Below are 20,735 nucleotides of genomic sequence, written 5' to 3' on the forward strand. Positions count from 1 at the left end.
GCCCCGGAACGACCGGCAGGACGAGCTCACCGAGCGGCAGCGCCCCGCACGGCACGGCGTCCACGCCCGCCGGCGCCCCGCACGGCGCGCCCAGCGGCAGCCGGGCGCCGTCGGAGAGCGGATCCGGGCCCAGCCCCGAGAGCAGGTCCCGCGACCGGCTGCCCAGCACCGGCGGCACCACGACCCCGCCCGCGAAGGCCACGTACGACCGCAGCCCCGCCGTGGCGGCGCCCACCTCCAGGACCGCCCCCGCCGGCACCCGCACCGGCGCGCCCCACGCCACCGGCCGCCCGCCGGCCCGTACCGGGCACGGCGCGCCCGTCACGGCCACGGTGACGGCCCTGTCGGCCCGCACGGCGCAGCCGTTGAGGGTGGTCTCCAGCGCGGCGTGCTCCACCGGGTTGCCGACCAGGCGGTTGGCGAGCCGGTGGGCGGGCTCGTCGAGGGCGCCGGAGCGGGGCACGCCGAGGTGGGCGTGGCCGGGCCGGCCCAGGTCCTGGACGGTGGTCAGCGCACCGGCCCGGACGACCGTGAGCGTGTTCGCCCCGGTCATCCGCGCTCCTCGAAGCGGACCCGCGTCCCCGGCGCGAGCAGCGCCGCCGGCTCCCGTTCCGGGTCCCACAGCACCGCGTCCGTCCGCCCGACGATCTGCCAGCCGCCGGGGGAGGAGCGCGGGTAGACGCCGGTGTACGGGCCGGCCAGCCCGACCGCGCCGGTGGGGACGGAGGTACGCGGCGTGGCCCGGCGCGGTACGTGGAGACGCTCCGGAAGCCCGGTGAGGTAGCCGAATCCCGGCGCGAAACCACAGAAGGCGACGCGGAATTCGATGCCGGAATGCACGCGTACCACCTCGTCCTCGGCCACCCCCCACAGCGCGGCGACCTCCGCGAGGTCGGCCCCGTCGTAGCGGACGGGCAGCACGACCGGCGGCGCGTCGGCGGCGGCCACGGGCGGCACGTCCCAGCGGGGCAGCTCGGCGGCGAGGCCGCGTGGGTCGGCGAGCCCGTCCAGCAGCACGGTCCGGGCCGCCGGCACTATCTCGCGCACGGGCGGCAGGGCGCCCGCGTCCCGGCGCCGCAGCAGCTCGGCGTGGAGGGCCTGGGCCTCCTCGGTGGTGGCGACCTCCACGAGCAGGGCGTGCCGCCCGACGGGCAGGACGCGCCGCGCGCGGCCGTCGAAGGGCGCGCCCGGGGCGCCACCGGTGGCGCTCACGCGAACGCCTCCACCGCGACCCCCGCGGCTTCGAGTGCCTTGCGCACCCGCCGGGCCAGCAGCGCCGCCCCCGGGGTGTCGCCGTGCACGCACAGCGAACGCGCCCGGACGGCCACGTCCTCACCGGTGAGCGCGGCGACCTCCGCGTCACGGGCGATCCGGACGGACCGGGCGACGACCGCGTCCGGGTCGTGGACCACGGCCCCCGGCTCCCGGCGCGGCACGAGCGTGCCGAGCCCGGTGTACGCGCGGTCGGCGAACGCCTCGGCGACGACCGGCAGCCCGGCCCGCTCCGCCGCCTCGTGCAGCCGCGACCCGGGCAGGCCCAGGACGGGCAGCGCCCCTCCCGCGCGCAGCACCCCGCTCACGACGGCCCCGGCCTGCTCGGCGTCGGTGACCACACGGTTGTAGAGCGCGCCGTGCGGCTTCACATACGTCACGTCCGTACCGGCGGCCCGCGCGAAGACCCGCAGCGCGCCGATCTGATAGGTGATCTCGTCGGCGAGCTCGTCCGGGGGCACGTCCATGGCACGGCGGCCGAAGCCCGCGAGATCGCGGTAGGAGACCTGCGCCCCCACGCGCACCCCGCGCTCGGCGGCGCGCTCGCACACCCACCGCATGGTGGAGGGGTCGCCGGCGTGGAAGCCGCAGGCCACGTTGGCGCTGGTGACGACGGACAGCAGGGCGTCGTCGTCGGTCAGGCGCCAGCGGCCGAAGCCCTCGCCGAGGTCGGCGTTGAGGTCCATCGGCGTCATCGGTCGGTCTCCCCCATCGCGTCGAGGACGATCGCCAGCGCGTCGTCCAGATAGGTGGTCAGCTCCGCCTCGGCGCGCTCGTACGCGCCGTCCGTCAGCAGCCGTGCGATCGCGTGGTTGCGCGCGACGAACGGTTCGTGGAAGCGCCGGGGCGAGGGCATCTCGTGGAAGGCGAGCCGCAGTTCGGCCAGCAGGCGGTCCATCGCCGTGCCGACGCGCGCGCTGCCGGTGAACGCGGCGAGCGCCCGGTGGAAGCGCAGGTCCGCCGAGCCGACCCGCCGCCAGTCGCCCTCGGCGGCGGCCCGTTCGGCCTCGGCCACGGCGGCCGTGAGGGCCGTGAGCGCGGCGGGCGGGGCGCCGGGGGCCGCCCGTACGCCCGCGGTCTCCAAGGCCGTCCGCATCCGGTAGATGTCCGCGACGTCGGCGGGCTCCAGGACCCGGACGAACACCCCGCGGTTGAGGAGGTGGACGACGAGGTTCTCGTGGACGAGCAGCCGGAAGGCCTCGCGCAGCGTGTTGCGCGACACCCCGAGCTCCCGCCCCAGGGCCTCCTCCGACAGCCGGGTGCCGGGCGGCAGTTCCCCGTCCTCGATGCGGTCGCGCAGTGCCGCGGCGACGCGCTGGGCGCCGGAAGCGGTGGTCCGTGCCATGGACTTCCCCCACGGGCTCGACGGAAATCCCCTTCGGGGCCGCCCGGTTCGCACATTCGTCCGGCGTCACCTATTGAGGATTGTTGAACAATATCTTAGCGTCCTCCGCAGTCGCCTCACCTGATCGAGTGAGGTCCGGGAATGCGGAAGGCCCACGCATGCTCGTACTCCTGGGTGTCCTCGTGGTCGTCGCGGGCTTCGCCACGAGGCGCAATCCCCTGCTGGTGGTCGGCGCGGCCGGCATCGTCACCGGCCTGCTGGGCGGGCTGTCGCCGCAGCGGATCCTCGCCGACTTCGGCACCGGCTTCGCCTCCAGCCGCGCGGTGACCGTCTTCGCCATCACCCTCCCCGTCATCGGCCTCCTGGAGCGCCACGGCCTCCAGGAGCAGGCCCGGGAACTGATCGGCCGCTTCGCCGGGCTCACCGCCGGCCGCTTCCTCGCCCTCTACCTCCTGCTGCGGCAGCTCACGGCCGCCCTCGGGCTCAACGGCGTGTTCGGGCACGCCCAGACCGTGCGCCCGCTCGCCGCGCCCATGGCGGAGGGCGCTGCCGAGCGGAGCCACGGGCCGCTGCCCGCCCGGGCCCGGGAGAAGGTGCGCTCGTTCGCCGCCAGCGCGGACAACGTCGGGCTCTTCTTCGGCGAGGACGTCTTCCTCGCCGTCGGCTCGATCCTGCTGATCACCGGGTTCGTCAACACCACGTACCACACACGGCTGGAGCCGCTGGACCTCGCGCTGTGGGCCGTCCCCACCGCGCTGTGCGCCCTCGCCGTCCACGGCTGGCGGCTGGTGCGCCTGGACCGGGCCCTCGCGCACCCGTCGACGCACCACAGGGAACCGGAGGACGCGGTCGAATGATCAAGGCGGAGTGGTTCTACTGGCTCGTCGGCGGCGTCCTCCTGGTGATGTCCGCCCAGATGCTCGCCGACCGCACCAACCCCCGGCGCCTGGGCACCGCCGCGTTCTGGGGCCTGCTCGGCGCGGGCTTCTGCTACGGCACCTGGGTGGCCGACGGGAGTGCCCCGCCCGAACCGCTGGGCGCCGCCGTCCTCGTCATGGCCTGCCTGGCCGGCTTCGGCCTCACCGGCCGCGGCACACCCCGCACCGCCGGCCCGGAGCAACGGGCGGCCGGGGCCCGGCGGCACGGCAACGCGCTCTTCGTGCCCGCCCTCACCATCCCCGCCGTCGCCCTGGTGTGCGCGGTCGGGCTGAAGCGGCTGTCCCTCGGCGGCGAGCCGGTCCTCCAGAAGGGCAGCGAGACCGTCCTGGGGCTGGGCATCGGCGCCGTCGTCGGGCTCGCCCTCGGCATGGTGATGCTGCGTGAGCGGCGGCTGTCCGTCCCCCTGCACGCGGGACGCTCGATGCTGGAGTCCATGGGCTGGGCCATGCTGCTGCCGCAGCTGCTCGCCACGCTCGGCGCCATCTTCGCCGACGCGGGCGTCGGCAAACAGGTCGGCCGCCTCACCACGGCCGTCCTGCCGGAGGGCTCGGTCTTCCTCGCGGTCGTCGTCTACTGCTGCGGGATGTTCCTCCTCACCGCCGTCATGGGCAACGGCTTCGCCGCCTTCCCCGTGATGACCGCCGCCGTCGGCTGGCCGGTCCTCGTGGAGCAGGCGCACGGCAACGCCGCCGCCGTCCTCGCCATCGGCATGCTCGCCGGCTTCTGCGGGACGCTGGTCACCCCCATGGCCGCGAACTACAACCTCGTGCCGGCCGCCCTGCTGGAGCTGACGGACCAGTACGGGCCCATCAAGGCGCAGCTGCCCACGGCGTTCGTCCTGCTCGGCTGCAATATAGGCATCATGTCCGTTTTCGCCGTCTGAGGGGCGGGTCCGGAGGGCCGCCGTCCGCCCCGGCCGGGCCCCGCCCTAGACTGAGGGGCCCGAGGCCGGGCGAGCCCCGCGCCGTTTCGTCCGTTGTCGGTGCGACCGCCTACTCTGTGCGACGTGACTTCTCCAGCCCCGGCGGCCGTTCCGCCCCAGCTCAACGGGCCTTCGCGCCCTGCCCCGGGCCCGGCCGCCGACGAGGGCCTGGCCCGCCGGCTGCGCGCGCTCGCCTGCACCGCGCCGCTGCACGACCTCGACGCGCGCAAGGCCAACCTCGCGGGGGAGTTCGGCGTCTACGCCATGGCCGAGGTGGCACTGGCCGCCATCGACCTCGTCACGCTCAACATGGACTTCGACACCGGGGCCGACCACGAGCAGATAGTGACCAGGCTCCAGCCGCGCGTCGCCGCGCAGGCCCCCGAACGGCCGGCCGCCGAGCACGAACGCGTCGCCCGCTGGGTCCTGGAGAACCTCATCAACGTCGGCAGCGTCGACCGGGGCTTCCGCGCCGTCTACGGCACGTTCGGCGCCGACGGCGCGTACGTCAGGCGGGACTACGACTTCAAGCTCATCGAGGAGGTCCCCGGGCCCGGCGGCACGGTCTTCCTGCGCACCACCGACGAGGCGGTCAACGTCCTGGTCGGCGCCCTCGACACGGACGTCACCAGCGCGCAGATCGCCGCCGAGGTCAAGCTGGAGGTCCTCATCAGCCGGGGCCGTCTCGCCGACGCCCAGCTCGCCGCCGAGCAGGCCCGCTACCGCACCGTGCAGTACGCGGAGACCCTCCGCAAGACCCTCGACGCCACCCGGCGCAACGTCCGCGCCGTCGACTGGCTCCGGACAGTCCCCGACATGATCGCCGAGGCGCTCGACCACGTCGCCGACCGCTACCGCCACGAGAACGCGATCCTCACCAACATCCGCAAGGCGCGCGACGAGGCCGAGGCCGCCGTCGACCCGAAGACGGCCGAGCACAAGCGGCGCGCCGCCGAGCTCGTCGACATCGTCAAGGACTGCATCCGCCGCCACACCCAGCTCCAGTCCCGCCTCCTGGAGGCCGGCCCGCTCTTCCGCGCCGAGCAGGACCGGCAGGCCTTCGCCACACCCGCCTCCGGCGCCGGCCTCGACCTCTACGGCCAGCTCCTGGCACCCGTGCTGCCGCTGCCCCTGGAGCGGGCGGGCCGGGTCACCGACGCCTTCTTCGCCCGCGGTACGGGTCTGCGCGTCCCGGCCTCGGTACGGGTCGGCGACCTCGTCGAGATGCTGCTCACGCCGCCCGTCGAGCGCGAGCACCTGGGCGCGGAGATGCCCGAGCCGGACCTGGTCGAGACGCCCGACGACAGCCGCTTCAGCGAGGAGCAGCTGGCGAGCGCCCTGGAGCTGCTCGACCTGCCCGCCGACGCGCCGCGCCGCCTCTCCGGCCTCCTCGCCGAGGCCCGCCGCCGCGACCCCGAACTGCCCTACCTCGTCGCCCTGCTGGCCGTCCACGCCGCCAGCCCCTCCGTCGGCACGGCCTACCGCCAGGGCGAGCAGTCCCTGCTCTTCGCCGTCGACGACGGCACCCGCCTCGACGACCCCGAGTTCGGCGGCGCCGACCTCATCGTGGGCAGGGCCCTCCTGGACGCGGCCGGTATGGCGGCGGACCGCGCGGAGGCGTCGTGAGCGCCGCCGCCCGGGGCCGGTCCGGCATCGCCGGGCTCGCCGGTGGGGGTTGCTCGCCGTCGCGGCGGGTGTGGGGCCCCGGTCCCGCCCTTCCACCGTTTCCCGGGGCCGCGCCTCGGACCCCGGGGGGCTGGGGGCTCGCCCCCAGGAAACGGGAAGGGGCGGGACCGGGGCACCGCACCCCCGCCGCCACGGCGAGCAACCACCGCCGCGCGGACCGGCGGTGCCGAACGAACCTCACCCCATGGACCCCCAGCAGGAGCAAGCGAACGTGACTGAGTACGAGGCCTACGATCCGGCGCGGCCGGACGCCGACGGTGAGACCGGCGAACCCCGAGCGGCGAGCGGCACCGCACAGGTGACGCCCGCCGACGCCGCCGACGCCGCGCGCCTCATCGCCTTCGGGCTCCAGCCCAAGCTCCAGCCCGCCCGCGACGCCGAGTACGCCGACCTGCTGCGCCGCCACCGCGACGAGCCCGCGTTCGCGCGCCTCGCCGACGCCGTCGCCGCCGGGCTCGGGCTCGTCGTGCTGGAGGTCTCCACCCGGGCCGGCATGGCCGTCACCGCCGCCGAGGACTCCGTCTTCGCCGTCCGCATGGGCGACTACGCCCGCCGGGCCACCGTCGACTCCGGCGACCGCTTCCTCCACGGCCTCGCCCACCTCGCCGTCGCGGCCATGGCCTTCCCGCGCCCCGAGGACCTCGCCGACGACGGCTACATCGGCCGTGTCACCGTCAACGGCGTCGACGCGTTCGTCCGCCAGGCGTGCCGCAGGCTGGAGGAGCGGGCCGCCGAGCAGGGCGAGAACACCGACCCCACCAGCGACGCCCCCGGCCTGGAGGCCGCCTGGCGGGTCTACGCGCGCCGCAGCGCCACCGGCGCCACCAAGGACGCCCGCCGCCTCGCCGGCTCCACCACCGGCATCATCGCCAAGGCCGTCGCCTTCCTCGTCGACTCCGGCTTCCTCCAGCGCACCGGCGACGACGCGGGCGGCGCCTTCCGCACCACCGCCCGCTACCAGCTCCAGGTCCGCGACATGGCCGGCACCGCCGCCATGGCCGAGCTCCTGGAGCTGGGCGTCGTCCCCGTCGGGGACGGCACCCCCACCCTGCTCCCGCCGGACGACAGCGACGACCTCGAACTGGTCGCCGACGCCGGCCTGCCCTTCCACGCGTAACCCGTCAACCAGAGACAAGCAAACGAGAGTCCGCCGCCATGTACGAGCTGTCCCGGGTCCGCCTCTACTCCATCGGGCCCGCCGGCGCGCGCTACGCCGACACCGTGCTGGACCTGCGCGGGGTCGGCGCGCCGGTGCCGAACCCCGCGCCCACGCAGGCGGACTTCTTCGAGGACGAGCCCGTCGGCCCGCCGCGCCGCCCCGCGCCCGCCGGTGTGCTCTTCCTGGAGAACGGCGGCGGCAAGTCCGTCCTGCTCAAGCTGATCTTCTCGGTGATGCTGCCGGGCCACCGCAACACCCTGGGCGGCGCCAGCTCCGGCGTGCTCCGCAAGTTCCTCCTCGCCGACGACTGCGGCCACGTCGCCCTGGAGTGGCAGCACGTCCTCACCGGCGAGAGCGTCGTCGTCGGCAAGGTCAGCGAGTGGCGCGGCCGCCAGGTCTCCAACGACCCGCGCAAGTTCGCCGAGGCCTGGTACTCGTTCCGCCCCGGCCCGGGCCTCAGCCTGGACTCGCTGCCCGTCGCCGAGTCCACCGCGATGCGCCCCAAGGCGGACGGCGCCTCCGGCGCCCGCGGCCGCCGCCGCACCATGAAGGGCTTCCGCGACGCCCTCACCGAGGCCGGCAAGGCCTACCCCAACCTGGACGTGGTGTGGGAGGAGATCCACGAGCGCTGGAACGAGCACCTCGGCGAGCTCGGCCTGGACCCCGAGCTCTTCCGCTACCAGCGCGAGATGAACGCGGACGAGGGCGAGGCCGCCGGCCTCTTCGCCGTCAAGAACGACTCCGACTTCACCGACCTGCTGCTGCGCGCGGTCACCGACACCCGTGACACCGACGGCCTCGCCGACCTGGTGCACGGCTTCGCCCACAAGCTGGGCCGCCGCGCCGAGCTGACCGCCGAACGGGACTTCACCGCCGGCTCCCTCGACCTGCTCTCCCGGATCGCGGAGGCCGCCGAGCAGCGCGACCGGGCCCGGGGCGTGCACACCGGCGCCGAGCGCCGCACCCGCCACCTGGCCCGCCGGCTGTCCGCGCGCGGCGCCGAGGAGCGCGGCCGCGCCGTCGAGCTCGCCGAACGGGTCGCCGCCGCCGCGCACGCCGTCACCGACGCCGAGACCGGGCGCGGCCGCGCCTCCCTGGTCGCCGCCGAACTCGCCTACCGCCACGCCTCCCTGGCCCTGGCCGCCGCCGAGAAGTCCGCCGCCGCCCAGCGCCGCGAGCTCAACGACGCCCGCACCCTCCACTCCGCCTGGCAGGCCGCCGAGACCGTGCTGCGCCACCGCGCCGCCGCCGACCGCTCCGCCCGCGTCGCCGCCGCCATCCACGAGGCCGAGCGGGACGCCGCCCCCGCGCTGGCCGCCCGCTCCCTGGCCGCCGCCGAGCTCGTACGGGCCCTGAACACCGCCGCCGAGGAGGGCGAGCGGCTCGCCAATGAGCAGGAGGAACGGTCCGCCACCCTCCAGGAGGCCGGCGAGGCCGCCCACCGGGACGCCACCACCGCCGCCACCGAGGCCCAGCGCGCCCGCAGCGAGGCGGGCCATCTGCGCCAGCGCCTCGCCGAGGTCGAGCAGGAGACCGCCGAGGCGGTCCGCGCCGGCTGGATCGACGACAGCGGCCCCGACGCCGACCCGGCCCGTGCCGCGCTCGCCGCCAGCGACGCCGAGAAGCCGGCCGTCGCCGCCTACGAGAGTGCCCGCGAGACGGCCCGGCAGTCCGCCGAGCGGGCGAAGGAGGCCGCCGCGGCCGAGGGCCGCGCCGAACTCGCCGCCGCGCGGGCCGCCGACGCGGCGACGGCGGCGGAGACCGCGTACGGCGCCGAGCGCCGCGCGGCGGAGTCCATCGGCGCGGAGCCCCGCCTGATCGAGCTGCTCGGCCTGCCGGAGCCCCAGCCCTCCGGGCAGGTCCCGGGCCAGCGGGGCGCCTCCGGCGCCGGAGGCGCGGACGGTGCCACTGCCGGCCCTGGCGCGGCCGCAGCCGGGGGACCCGGCGACAGCCCCTCCGGCACCCGGCGCGGCAGCGCACCCGGCAGCACGTCCGGTGGAACCCTCACCGCCGAGGAACTCGACCGCGGCGCCGACGCCCTGCGCGAGCTGCTCGACGAGAACGTCGCCGCCGCCGAGCGGCAGCTGTTCGACCTGCGCACCGCCGCCGCCGACGACTCCCGCATCCTCGGCGCCCTCGGCGACGGCGGCCTGCTGCCGCCCAGCCCCGACGTGCTGGCCGCCGTGGAGTACCTGGGCGAGCACGGCATCCCCGCCCTGCCCGGCTGGCGCTACCTCGCCCAGTCCGTCGACCCGGCCGAGCACGCCGCCGTCCTGGCCGCCCGCCCCGAGCTCGTCGACGGCGTCATCATCACCGACGCCGACTCGCACGCCCGGGCCCGCGAGGCGCTCGGCGCGGCCTCCCTGCTGCCGCGCTCGGCCGTGGCCGTCGGCACCGCCGCCGCGCTGCTCGCGCCCGCCCCGGCGGACGGCGACGGCGGCGAGGGCGTGTTCCTCGTCCCGCCGAACCCGGCCATGCACGACGAGCGCGCCGCCGACGAGGAGCGGCACGCCCTGCGCGAGCGGGCCCTGGCCCGCGACGAGGAGATCCGGGCCGTCGCGGCCCGGCTGGCCGGCGACCGCACGCTCGCCGCCCGCCTGTCGTCCTGGCGCGCCGGCTGCCCCGCCGGGCGGCTCGCCGAGCTCGCCGCCGAGGCCGAGCGCTGCCGCACCGTCGCCGACACCGCCCAGGAGACCCTGGCCGAGGCCCGCACGGCCCGCGCCGAGGCCGAGCAGGCCGCCGCCGAGGCGGCCCGGGAGCGCGACGAGCGCCAGGAGACCGCCCAGCGCGCCCGCCGCGTCGCCGACGCCCTCGCCGGCCTCGCCTACCGGCTGCGCGAGCGCGCCAACTGGCAGAGCAGGGCGCGCGAACTGGCCGAGGAGGCCGCCGAGGCCGAGGAGCGCGCCGAGATCTGCGTCGACCGCGCCCGCGCCGCCGACGAGGACCGCCGCGCCGCCCAGCGCGCGGCCGACGACGCGCGCCGTACCACCCGCGCCCTGCGCGCCGAGCGCGCGGAGATCGCCGGCGCCCCCGACGACGTCGCCGGCACCGCCGACGCGCCGACCGCCTCCCTGCCCGCCCTCCGCGAGGCCTACCGCGCCGCCTCCCAGGTCTACGAGAAGGTCGGCGTCGGCGCCGACCTGCGCGCCGAGCAGGCCCGCGCCGAGAGCGACGAGACCGCCGCCCGCGCCGAACTCGACCGCCTCACCAACAAGGTGCGCACCCGCGCCGCCCAGCTCCTGGAGGGCACCGACGGCGCCGACGGCCCGTCCCGCCAGGCCGCCGCCGCCCGCGCCGAGTCGCTCGTGACGATGCTGGAGTCCCGCGCGTCCACCGCCAGCGAGCAGCTGGGCCGGCTGCGCGGCGAGGCCGAACGCCTCGCCCCCGCCGACGCCGAGGCCCACACCGAGCTCCCCGAGGAGCTCGTGCCCGACGGCGCCGACCGGGCCAAGGAACTGCTGCGCACCGCCACCGGCGAGCTCACCGCCCGCACGGAGGCCCTGGAGGCCGCCCGCACCGCCCACGGCGACCTGCTGCGCGCCCACCGCGCCGCCGAGGACGCCGCGACCGGCTTCGACGACACGGCGGCGCTCCTGCGCGACCTGCTGCGCGACAACACCCCCGAGGACGACGCCGAGCAGCCCGAGCCGTACACCGGGACGCTGGAGGAGGCCCGGCAGGCCGCCGCCGAGACCCGGCGCTCGCTGCGCGGCTGCGCGGGCGACCTGTCGGCCGCCGACGCCGCCGTCCGCGAGGCGAGCGACGTGCTCGTCCGGCACGCCAACTCCACCCGCTACGAGCAGGTGCGCACCCCCGCCCGGCAGCAGATCCGCGAACTGCCCGCCGCCGCCCTGCCCGAGCACGCCACCGCCTGGGCCGAGGCCTTCGCGCCCCGCCTGCGCGTCCTCACCGACGAGCTGGAGCAGCTGGAGCGCAACCGCGACAGCATCGTCGACCGGCTGCGCGGGCTGGTGGAGTCCTCGCTGACCACGCTGCGCTCCGCGCAGCGCCTCTCCCGGCTGCCCGAGGGCCTGGGGGAGTGGTCGGGACAGGAGTTCCTGCGCATCCGCTTCGAGGACCCCGACCAGGCCACGCTCACCGAGCGGCTGGGCGAGGTCATCGACGAGGCGACCCGCTCCGCCGTCAAGAAGAACTCCGACCTGCGCCGTGACGGCATGTCGCTGCTGCTGCGCGGCGTCCGGGCGGCGCTGCTGCCGCGCGGCGTGGCCGTGGAGATCCTCAAGCCGGACGCCGTGCTGCGCGCCGAGCGCGTCCCCGTCGGGCAGATGGGCGACGTCTTCTCCGGCGGCCAGCTGCTGACCGCCGCGATCGCGCTGTACTGCACCATGGCGGCGCTGCGCAGCAACGACCGGGGCCGCGACAAGCAGGCGCACGCGGGCACCCTGTTCCTCGACAACCCCATCGGCCGCGCCAACGCCACGTACCTGCTGGAGCTCCAGCGGGCCGTCGCCGACGCGCTGGGCGTCCAGCTGCTCTACACCACCGGCCTGTTCGACACGACGGCCCTCGCCGAGTTCCCGCTGGTCATCCGGTTGCGCAATGACGCGGACCTGCGGGCGGGCCTGAAGTACATCAGCGTCGAGGAGCACCTGCGCCCCGGGCTTCCGCAGCCGCAGGACCCGGAGGAGGAGAAGGTGCACGGCCAGATCACGGCCACGCGCATGTACCGACGCCCGGCGGACGACGTCCCCGAGCCCGCGCACACCTGACCGGCCGTATGCCCGCCCGGCGCACCGGGCGGGCATACGCGGCCCGGGGCGGGCTCACCCCGCCAGGGTGCGCGCGATGTGGTCGGCGAGCCGGGGCAGCCAGTCCGCCCGCGCGTTGCCCAGCAGGTGGTCACCGTGCGGGACGGACAGATAGGTGCCGTGCGGCGCCAGCCGGGCCAGCGGCTCGCCGTTCGTCACGCCGGGAATGACGTCCTCGCCGCCGTCCACGACCAGCAGTGGGGCCGCGATGCGGGGCGCCAGGGCGGAGAGGTCCGCATGGCCGGCGAACTCACGGGCCGCGTCGGTCCCGCCGGTGCGCCGGACCAGGATGTCCCGCACCGGCGGGGGCAGCTCCGCCCAGTCGAGGCGGAAGGGGCCGCTGACGGTCGCGGCAGCCGCCACGCGCGGCTCCAGCGCCGCGCTCCGGGCCGCGAAGAAGCCGCCCAGGCTGAGGCCGACGAGTCCGACGCGCGCGACGCCGAGGGCGTCGACGACCCGGCCCACCACCCGCTCGTAGTCCGGCCTGAGAACCGACGTGGCCGCGAGCGAGCCCTGCCCGGGGCCGTCCATCGCGAACACGGCCAGCCCCCTGGCCAGCAGCGCCGACACCACGTCGAGGAACTCCTCCTTGGCCGAGTCCAGGCCGGGGACGACGACCACGGTGCCGGGCGCGTCGGCGGGGCCGCGCAGCCAGCCGGTGAACCCCTCGCCGCTCACGCGCCGGGCGCCGGGCTCCAGCACCGCCAGGGCCCTGCCCAGGGCGCGGTCCGCCTCGGCGGCGGCGCGCGGCGCCTCCGCGTACGGCGCGAGCGTGGCGACGTGGAACCACCGGGCCGCCATCAGCAGGTACTCGCCCGCCGAGGCGGGGGATTCCGCGTTCTCGGCGCGCTCAAGGTAGGCCTGTCCGGTGCGCAGGAAGGCCGGTCCCCAGTCGGTGACCGTGGCGAGGCCGTCGGTGACGCGCCGGTACTCGTGGGGGTCGACGCCCGCGCCGGTGGCGCGGGTCCACTGGGCGGCGGCGAACTCGGACGCGCTCATCGTGCTCCTCCCGTCAGCAGGACGGCCTTGCCGCGGATCCGGCGCTCCCGCAGGTCGACCAGGGTGGCGGCGGTCTCCGCCCAGCCGGCGGTCCGGCCGATCTCGGGGTGCAGCCGCCCCCGTTCCACCAGACGCACCAGCGTCGCGAGGTCGTCGCCGTACGGGGCGCCCGCGTAGTGGAAGTGCCGGATCGTGACGCGCTCGGGCCCGCCCAGCAGCTGGAAGAAGTCGAGGGTCGCCGGGGTGCGGCTCGCCTGGCCGAACCAGACGAGCGTGCCGCCCGGGCGCGTCTTCGACAGGGCGACCGGCAGATCCGGCCCGCCCGTCGACTCCAGTACGACGTCGAACGGCCCCCGGGCGGCCGCGACCTCGTGCACCACCTCCGCGCCCAGTTCCGCGAGCCGCTCGCCGCGCGCCGGCGTGGCCGTCACCGCGGTCAGCTCGGCCCCGGCCGCGACGGCCAGCTCGGTGACGTAGTGGCCGACGCCGCCCGAGGCGCCGGTCAGCAGCACCCGCCGGCCGGCCAGGGAACCGGCCGTGCGCAGCAGCCGCAGCGCGGTGATCCCGGCCAGGGGCAGGGCCGCCGCCCGTACGGTGCCGACACTGTCCGGGAGCACCGCGAGCGAGTGGGTGGGCACGGCGGCGTACTCGGCCCAGCCGCCCAGCGGCGGGTGCCCGACCACACGGGTGCCGATGCCGGGGCCCGAGCCGTCGGCGGCGGCCTGTACGACGAGCCCGGCGACGTCCTTGCCGGGCAGCAGCCCCGGCCGGGGGTTCTCGAGAAGGAAGGTCTCGCCCCGGTTCGGCGCGAACGCCTCGACCTTGATCAGCGCCTCACCGGGCTCCGGGACGGGCTGGGGGACCTCGGCGAACGCGACCGGACGCGCCGCGTCCCCCGTGGGAATCAGTCTTCGCATGCCCGCCATGCAACCCCCGCGACCGCGCCGGGATCCAACAACGGACGAGCACGGCCGACAACCTTTGGTTGTCACCTAAGGTGGGGCCATGGATCTCGACGTGGCGCAGCTGCGCGCCTTCGTCCGTGCCGCCGAGGAACTGCACTTCGGGCGGGCCGCCGGGACGCTCGCCATCTCCCAGCAGGCGCTGTCCAAGAGGATCGCGCGGCTGGAATCCCTGCTCGGCACCGAGCTGTTCCTGCGCGGCGGCACCGGGGTGCGCCTCACCGGGGCCGGGGAGCGCTTCCTCCCCCCGGCCCGGCACACCCTGGCCGCCGCCGACGCCGCCGTCGCGGCGGCGATCGGCACGGACCGCCCGCTGCGCGTCGACGTCTGGGGCCACCTCTACGCGCCGATGCGGACGCTGGCCCGGGTCGCCGGCCGGGCCGGCGAGCTGGAGCCGGGGCACGGCCGCGATCTGCCGTCGGTGACGGCGGCCCTGCTGAGCGGCGACATCGACGCGGCCTTCGGCCGCGTCCACCCCCCGCTGCACACGGGGCTGACCCACCGTCTCGTCCGCCTCGAACCGGTGGACGCCGTCCTGAGCGCGGACCACCCGCTCGCGGCCGCACCGGCGCTCCGGCCGGACCAGCTGCGCGGCAGCGTGCTGTGGGCACCCGGCACGCTGGACCGGCTCGACTTCCTCCACCAGTTCGCCGACCGGTTCGGCATCGTGGACCGGGCCACGAGCGTCAACCTGGGGCTGACCCACTTCCTCACCGAAGTGGCGGCGGACCCGCGCCGCTTCTCCCTGCTGCCCGCCGACCTGCCCCTGCCGGAGCTCCCCGGGCTGCGCTCCGTCCCCCTCGTGGACCCCACGCCGCTGTACGCCTGGTCGCTGCTGTGGCGCACCGGCGACACCCACCCGGGGCTGAGCGGTCTCACCGCCGCGTGCGCGGCGGAAGCCGGGCGCGGCCGCTGGCTGGAGTACGACCCGGCGCGCGACTGGCTGCCCGAACCGCCCGCCCACGCCCCCACGGCCGCCGCGCCCGCGCCCGCCGCGCCTACAGCCGCTCCGGGCTGACCGCCCCGGGGAAGCGCGCACGCCGTGCCTTGCGCACCGCCCGGGCCGAACTGCTCGGCACGGACACCACACCGTGCCGCTGGCGCCACACCTGACGCGTCACCCACACATCGAGCACCGCCCACGTCGCGGCCACCGTCCCCGCCACCGCGCACAGCACGGCCGGCAGGACCAGCCACGTCCCGGCGAGGGCGAACAGCACCGTCACCGTGGTCACCTCCAGCGTCCCCGCGATCACGAGGACCGCCCGCACGGCGGACGAACGCACCGGATCGGGCATGCGCGGCCTGCGCGCCCGTTCCTCGACCCACAACGGCCTGCGCCCGCCCGAGTCATGGGACGAGACGTCACGATCCAGGTCCATGGCGGCTCACCTCCCCCTGTGGCTGCCCCGCACGGGTTCTCCCGAAGCGCCCGGAACAGCCCCGCCTCCCCTGTGAGGGAAGAGCGAACGGGACGCCCCGAAGGTTCCCCGGCACGAAGGAGAAATCCGGCCAGACCGATGTGCCCCGGACGTACTGGCCTTCGAGCCGAGTCCTTCGCAGTAGTAGGCTCACGGCGCATCACTGTCGCCACGATCTATCGGAACACCATCCCCGTGCGCCGGGGTTGACGTAGGGGAGGCCATGCGCTTTCGCGGGAAGTCGATCCGCCGGAAGATCGTGACGCTGCTCCTGGTGCCCCTGGTGTCCCTGACCGGTCTGTGGGCCTTCGCCACCGTCATCACCGGCAACGAGGCCGTCCAGCTGATGGAGGCGGCCGACGTCATGCGCACCGTCGGCTACCCCGCCGGGGACATGGTCCGCACCCTCCAGAAGGAGCGCCGGCAGACCCTGGTCCACCTCGCCGACGCCCGCCGCGCCGACGTCCTCGACACGCTGCGCGCCGAGCAGCGCGCCACCGACAAGGCGGTCGCCGCCTTCCGCGCCGGCATCCGCGGCGATGTGCGCGAGGACATGAGCCCCACCGCCGCCCGGCGCTTCCGCATCCTGGAGAAGACCCTCGACGGGCTCCCCGGCGTGCGCCGCAAGGCGGAGGACGGCGACCTCACCCGCTACGCCGCCCTCCAGGCGTACAACGACATCATCGAGCCCTACTACGACTTCCTCGGCAGCCTCGCCGCCCTCCAGGACGCCGAGACCGACCGGCAGAGCCGCGCCATGGTGGGCCTCGGCCGCGCCCGCGAGGCCGTCGCCCGCGAGGACGCCCTGCTGGCCGCCGCCCTCGCCGCGGGCAGCATGAGCCGCCAGGATCTACGCGCGTTCTCCGACCACATCGCCGAACGCCGCACCCTCTACAACACCCACCTCGCCGTCCTGCCCGTCGCCGAGCAGAAGACCTACGAGGACTACTGGCGCGGCACCAACGCCGAGGCGCTGCGCGCCGCCGAGGACACCGTCGTCCTCGCCGGTTCCGCCCGGGCCCCGCACACCATCGACGCCCGCCGCTGGCAGACCACCGTCACCCCCGTCCTCGACGACCTCGGCAGGATGAGCACCGAGGCCATCGACCGCTTCAGCGACCGCGTCCGGCCCGTCGCCCTCGGCGTCATCACCAAGGCCGTCGTCGCCGGGATCCTCGGCCTGATCGCCCTCGTCTGCTCCGTCGTCATCTCCTTCCGCGTCGGCCGCGACCTCGTCAAGGACCTCCACCGGCTGCGCAAGGAGGCCCACGAGGCCTCGGGCGTCCGGCTGCCGGGCGTGATGCGCCGCCTCGCGGCGGGCGAGCGCGTCGACGTCGAGGCCGAGGTCCCCCGCCTCGTCCACGGGCCCGACGAACTCGGCCAGGTCGGCCAGGCCCTCGACACCCTCCAGCGCGCCGCCGTCGAGGCAGCCGTCAAACAGGCCGACCTGCGACGCGGCGTCTCCGACGTCTTCGTCAACCTCGCCCGCCGCAACCAGGTCCTGCTGCACCGTCAGCTGACCCTGCTGGACGCCATGGAGCGCCGCACCGAGGACACCGACCACCTCGCCGACCTCTTCCGCCTCGACCACCTCACCACCCGGATGCGCCGCCACGCCGAGGGCCTGGTCATCCTCTCCGGCGCCGCCCCCTCCCGGCAGTGGCGCAAGCCCGTCCCGCTGATGGACGTCGTCCGGGCCGCCGTCGGCGAGGTCGAGGCGTACGAACGGATCGAGGTGCGCCGGCTGCCGCGGCTGGCCCTCGACGGCCCCGCCGTCGCCGACCTCACCCACCTCCTCGCCGAACTCCTGGAGAACGCCACGGTCTTCTCCCCGCCGCACACCGCCGTCCACGTCCTCGGCGAGCGCGTCCCCAACGGCTTCGCCCTGGAGATCCACGACCGCGGCCTCGGCATGGGCTCCGACGCGCTGCCGGAGGCCAACCTCCGCCTCGCCGATCCTGTCGAGTTCGAGCTGTCCGACACCGACCGCCTCGGCCTGTTCGTCGTCGGCCGGCTCGCCCGCCGCCAGGGCGTCCGCGTCTCCCTCCAGCCCTCCCCGTACGGCGGCACCACCGCCGTCGTGCTCATCCCGTCCGCGCTGCTCACCGAGAGCGCCCCGCGCGGCGCGCGGGCGGACCGGGAGGACACCGGCGGCCGGCCCGTCGTACGACGCCCGGCCCGTCGCGCGGTGCTCCCCCACGAGGAGACCCACCAGCAGGCCGCCGACGGCCCCCACGACGAGCGCACCCCCACCGGGGGCCTGCCCCGGCGCGTCCGGCAGGCCAGCCTCGCCCCACAGCTGCGGGAGCCCGCCCCGGCGGAGACCGCCCGCACCCGTCCCGCCCCGGAGCCCGACCGCGACGCCGAGGAGGTGCGGGCCCGCATGGCTGCCCTCCAGCGCGGCTGGCAACGGGCACGGGAGGACAATGAGATGACGACGAGCACCACAGCACCACGAACGACAACTGAGGGGGACGGTCGATGACCGCACACCAGGCCGCGATACGCAACACTCCGTCCACGGCGGGCGAGGACCGCCCGGGCGGCGGATCCGGCGAGCTCAACTGGCTCCTCGACGATCTCGTCGAGCGCGTCGGCAGCGTCGGCAAGGCGCTGGTGCTCTCCAGCGACGGTCTGGCCAAGGGCACCTCCAAGGGCCTGTCCCGGGAGGACGGCGAACACCTCGCCGCCGTCGCCTCCGGCTTCCACAGCCTCGCCAAGGGCGTCGGCCGCCACTTCGCGGCGGGCGAGGTCCGCCAGACCATGGTCGAGCTGGACCGGGCCTTCCTGTTCGTCACCGCCGCCGGCGACGGCAGCTGTCTGGCCGTCATCGCCGACGCCGACTCCGACATCGGCCAGGTCGCCTATGAGATGACGCTGCTCGTCAAGCGGGTGGGCGCGCACCTGGCCACCGCTCCGCGCACCGGCGTCGCCGGCGAGTGACCGGCGGCGGTATGACCGAGGACCCCACCGCGTTCCCGCGGCAGACACCCTCCGGGCCCACGGCCGGGACCACCGGCCGGTGGGGTCCGCCCGCCCGCCCGGGCGGGGCGCGCGCCGGCGAGCACACCGCCCGGTGGTACGACGACGCGGCGGGCCCCGTGGTCCGCCCGTACACCATGACCCGGGGCCGCACCAAGGCCCCGGCCGAGGGCCGGCTCGACCTGATCGCGCTCGTCATCGCCGAGGAGTTCCTGCTGGCCCACCCCGGCGGCGCGTACGCGATCGCCGACCGGACCCTCTCGCCGGAACACCTCGACATCGCCGACCTCGCCCGCCGGCAGCCGCACTCCATCGCGGAGCTCGCCGCCACGCTGGACCTGCCGGTCGGCGTGGTCCGGGTCCTGGTCGGCGATCTGATCGACGCCGGGTACGTCCGGGTCTCCCGCCCGGTCCCGCCGGCGGAACTGCCCGACGCGGGCATCCTGCGCGAGGTGATAGACGGCCTCCGCGCCCTGTGAGGCCGGCCGGCCCATGGAAGGGGGCCGGAAGGGGGTTGAACAGACCGCCGTCCATACGGAACGATCACTACCGAGAGGGAGCACGGGGGCACGGGGGGCACGACCACGGGGGAGCGCCATGTCGCACCGACCCTGAATTCGGAGGAAATCCCATGGTTTTCGGGCGCCCTGACCGCGGAATACAGCCCCAGGCCGCGCCGCTGACGCTCAAGCTCCTGGTCGCCGGCGGCTTCGGCGTCGGCAAGACCACGCTGGTCGGCTCCGTCAGCGAGATCAAGCCCCTGCGCACCGAGGAACTGCTGACCGAGGCGGGCCGCCCGGTCGACGACCTCTCGGGCGTCGAGGCCAAGAGCACCACCACCGTCGCCATGGACTTCGGCCGGATCACCCTCCGCGAGGACCTCGTCCTCTACCTCTTCGGCACCCCCGGCCAGGACCGCTTCTGGTTCCTCTGGGACGAACTGGCCCAGGGCGCCCTCGGCGCGGTCGTCCTCGCCGACACCCGCCGGCTCGCCGACTGCTTCGCCGCCGTCGACTACTTCGAGCGCCGCGGCATCGCCTTCACCCTCGCCGTCAACTGCTTCGACGGCGCCCCCCGCCACCCCGCGGAGGCCGTCCGCGCCGCCCTCGACCTCGACCCCGAGGTCCCCGTGGTGATGTGCGACGCCCGCGAGCGCGAATCCGTCAAACGGGTTCTGGTCTCCGTCGTCGAACACGCCCTGGCGACGGGCATCACGGCCCGCCGCCCGGCGACGGTCTGAACCGCCCTCAGCGGACCGGGAAGTCGAAGTAGGTGTCCGGGTACGGCTCACCGCGCAGCGTGTAGTGCCACCACTCCTCCGGGAGGTTGACGAACCCCGCCCCCTCCATCGCCGACTTCAGCAACAGCCGGTTGGCCCGCTGCCGCCCCTGGATCCGTGGATCCAGGGTGTGGGCGAGGGTGTCGAAACAGTCGAAACCCGTACCCATGTCCACGGAATTGTCGGGAAAACGCTGCCACCGCGGAGCGAAGCACGGCACGAGCGGCTCACCGGGCACATACGGACGTGTGGGCCACGCCGGCCGGCGCACGATCGTCAGATCCATCGTGCTGCCCCTGCTGTGCCCGGACTTCGCCGCGATGTAGCCGTCCTCGAACAGCCGCGACTTGGCCACCCGCGGATAGAACTCCGCCTTCATCCGCTCGTCGCCCAGGTCCTTCGCCCACGCCACGAAGTCGTTCACCGCGCGCTGCGGCCGGAAGCAGTCGTACACCTTGAGCGAGAGCCCCTGCCGCAGCAGCACCCGCTGCGCCCGCCGCAGCGCCTCGGCGGCCGGGCGCGTCAGCAGACACCGCGGGCGTTCGTAGCCGTCGACGCGGTGGCCGGTGAAGTTGTGCGGGGTGAAGTACCGCATCTCCTGCACGATCGTCGGATCGACATCGGCGAGGGCGACAAAACCCGGAGGCGGCTTCGAACCGGACGGCGCCGCGGAAGCCACCGGCGCGGAGGCGAGCGCCGCGAGCGCGGCGAACGGAAGGACGAGCGCGCGACACAGCGCGGAGAATCTCGACATGGCCACGGGAATACCAGCCGCGAGAGCGACGCGAAAGGGGGCGGGGGCCGCGCCGGGCCCCGCGCGGCGGCCGGAGGCCTGCTGCCTCGGGGGCGTTCGGTCCCCGAGCGCTCCGGGCCCAGGGGCGAAGCCCCGACGGCCCGCCCGCCCCGGGGGGCCGGGGGCTTGCCCCCGGGAAACGGTGAAAGGGCGGGGCTGGGGCAACGGCACCCGCAGGGTCACCCCCGCACCCGCACCCGGTACCCC

General features: G+C 75.8%; 18 protein-coding genes. 10 read left to right on the forward strand and 8 right to left on the reverse strand.

From position 1 onward, the window contains the following. The 4 genes from K6I33_RS12845 to K6I33_RS12860 all read right to left on the reverse strand — a co-directional run. On the reverse strand, positions 1–553 hold a 553-nt coding region (locus K6I33_RS12845), incomplete at its 3' end, for a biotin-dependent carboxyltransferase family protein (protein ID WP_229351113.1). Further along, a complete protein-coding gene (gene pxpB, locus K6I33_RS12850; protein WP_229351116.1) occupies positions 550–1,212 on the reverse strand; it encodes a 5-oxoprolinase subunit PxpB in 663 nt (220 codons plus the stop codon). The genes pxpB and K6I33_RS12845, both read right to left, overlap by 4 nt. Then, positions 1,209–1,967 (reverse strand): LamB/YcsF family protein, encoded by a 759-nt coding sequence (locus K6I33_RS12855; protein ID WP_229351118.1) that lies wholly within the window; start codon positions 1,965–1,967, stop codon positions 1,209–1,211. The genes pxpB and K6I33_RS12855 overlap by 4 nt, the downstream gene beginning before the upstream one ends. After that, positions 1,964–2,617, reverse strand: a complete 654-nt coding sequence (locus K6I33_RS12860; protein WP_229351120.1) for a GntR family transcriptional regulator — start codon at positions 2,615–2,617, stop codon at positions 1,964–1,966. The genes K6I33_RS12855 and K6I33_RS12860 overlap by 4 nt, the downstream gene beginning before the upstream one ends. A gap of 158 nt (positions 2,618–2,775) precedes the next feature. Here K6I33_RS12860 and K6I33_RS12865 point away from each other — a divergent pair, with 158 nt between their 5' ends. From K6I33_RS12865 to K6I33_RS12885, 5 genes are all read left to right on the forward strand, one after another. After that, a complete protein-coding gene (locus K6I33_RS12865) occupies positions 2,776–3,474 on the forward strand; it encodes a DUF969 domain-containing protein (protein WP_229351122.1) in 699 nt (232 codons plus the stop codon). Next, on the forward strand, positions 3,471–4,439 hold the full coding sequence (locus K6I33_RS12870; RefSeq protein ID WP_229351124.1) for a DUF979 domain-containing protein: 969 nt from the start codon (positions 3,471–3,473) through the stop codon (positions 4,437–4,439). Before K6I33_RS12865 ends, K6I33_RS12870 begins: the two co-directional genes overlap by 4 nt. 123 nt (positions 4,440–4,562) lie before the next feature. Further along, entirely contained in the window at positions 4,563–6,104 is a 1,542-nt protein-coding gene (locus K6I33_RS12875) for a hypothetical protein (protein WP_229351126.1), read from the forward strand. Between the two features lie 271 nt (positions 6,105–6,375). Then, positions 6,376–7,281, forward strand: coding sequence for a hypothetical protein (locus tag K6I33_RS12880; RefSeq protein WP_229351128.1), 906 nt, complete (start codon positions 6,376–6,378; stop codon positions 7,279–7,281). Positions 7,282–7,319: 38 nt separating this feature from the next. Beyond that, positions 7,320–12,053 (forward strand): hypothetical protein, encoded by a 4,734-nt coding sequence (locus tag K6I33_RS12885; protein ID WP_229351131.1) that lies wholly within the window; start codon positions 7,320–7,322, stop codon positions 12,051–12,053. Positions 12,054–12,107: 54 nt separating this feature from the next. Here K6I33_RS12885 and K6I33_RS12890 read toward each other — a convergent pair whose 3' ends face one another. Next, positions 12,108–13,091 carry a S9 family peptidase gene (locus tag K6I33_RS12890; protein ID WP_229351133.1) on the reverse strand — a complete coding sequence of 328 codons (984 nt, stop codon included), beginning with the start codon at positions 13,089–13,091 and terminating at the stop codon, positions 12,108–12,110. Next, positions 13,088–14,008 (reverse strand): zinc-binding dehydrogenase, encoded by a 921-nt coding sequence (locus K6I33_RS12895; protein WP_229351135.1) that lies wholly within the window; start codon positions 14,006–14,008, stop codon positions 13,088–13,090. The genes K6I33_RS12890 and K6I33_RS12895 overlap by 4 nt, the downstream gene beginning before the upstream one ends. An 88-nt stretch (positions 14,009–14,096) precedes the next feature. Here K6I33_RS12895 and K6I33_RS12900 point away from each other — a divergent pair, with 88 nt between their 5' ends. Then, a complete protein-coding gene (locus K6I33_RS12900; protein WP_229351137.1) occupies positions 14,097–15,071 on the forward strand; it encodes a LysR family transcriptional regulator in 975 nt (324 codons plus the stop codon). Here K6I33_RS12900 and K6I33_RS12905 read toward each other — a convergent pair. Further along, entirely contained in the window at positions 15,052–15,435 is a 384-nt protein-coding gene (locus tag K6I33_RS12905) for a hypothetical protein (protein ID WP_308297142.1), read from the reverse strand. The two genes, K6I33_RS12900 and K6I33_RS12905, sit on opposite strands and share 20 nt — an antisense overlap. Before the next feature lie 262 nt (positions 15,436–15,697). On the opposite strand from K6I33_RS12905, the gene K6I33_RS12910 reads away from it, so the two are divergent. The 4 genes from K6I33_RS12910 (at position 15,698) to K6I33_RS12925 (ending at position 19,696) form a co-directional block, all read left to right on the forward strand. After that, positions 15,698–17,959: a nitrate- and nitrite sensing domain-containing protein gene (locus K6I33_RS12910; protein WP_229351139.1), complete on the forward strand. Its 2,262-nt coding sequence runs from the start codon at positions 15,698–15,700 to the stop codon at positions 17,957–17,959. After that, entirely contained in the window at positions 17,956–18,417 is a 462-nt protein-coding gene (locus tag K6I33_RS12915; RefSeq protein WP_229351141.1) for a roadblock/LC7 domain-containing protein, read from the forward strand. The genes K6I33_RS12910 and K6I33_RS12915 overlap by 4 nt, the downstream gene beginning before the upstream one ends. Before the next feature lie 11 nt (positions 18,418–18,428). Continuing rightward, positions 18,429–18,935: a DUF742 domain-containing protein gene (locus K6I33_RS12920; protein WP_229351143.1), complete on the forward strand. Its 507-nt coding sequence runs from the start codon at positions 18,429–18,431 to the stop codon at positions 18,933–18,935. Between the two features lie 152 nt (positions 18,936–19,087). Beyond that, a complete protein-coding gene (locus K6I33_RS12925) occupies positions 19,088–19,696 on the forward strand; it encodes an ATP/GTP-binding protein (RefSeq protein ID WP_229351145.1) in 609 nt (202 codons plus the stop codon). Positions 19,697–19,703: 7 nt separating this feature from the next. Here the strand turns inward: K6I33_RS12925 and K6I33_RS12930 are convergent, their stop codons facing one another. Further along, positions 19,704–20,489, reverse strand: a complete 786-nt coding sequence (locus K6I33_RS12930; RefSeq protein ID WP_229351147.1) for a M15 family metallopeptidase — start codon at positions 20,487–20,489, stop codon at positions 19,704–19,706. Positions 20,490–20,735 lie beyond the last annotated feature (246 nt).

Origin of the sequence: Streptomyces sp. UNOB3_S3 (genome assembly GCF_020740895.1) — a bacterium.
GTDB lineage: Bacteria > Actinomycetota > Actinomycetes > Streptomycetales > Streptomycetaceae > Streptomyces.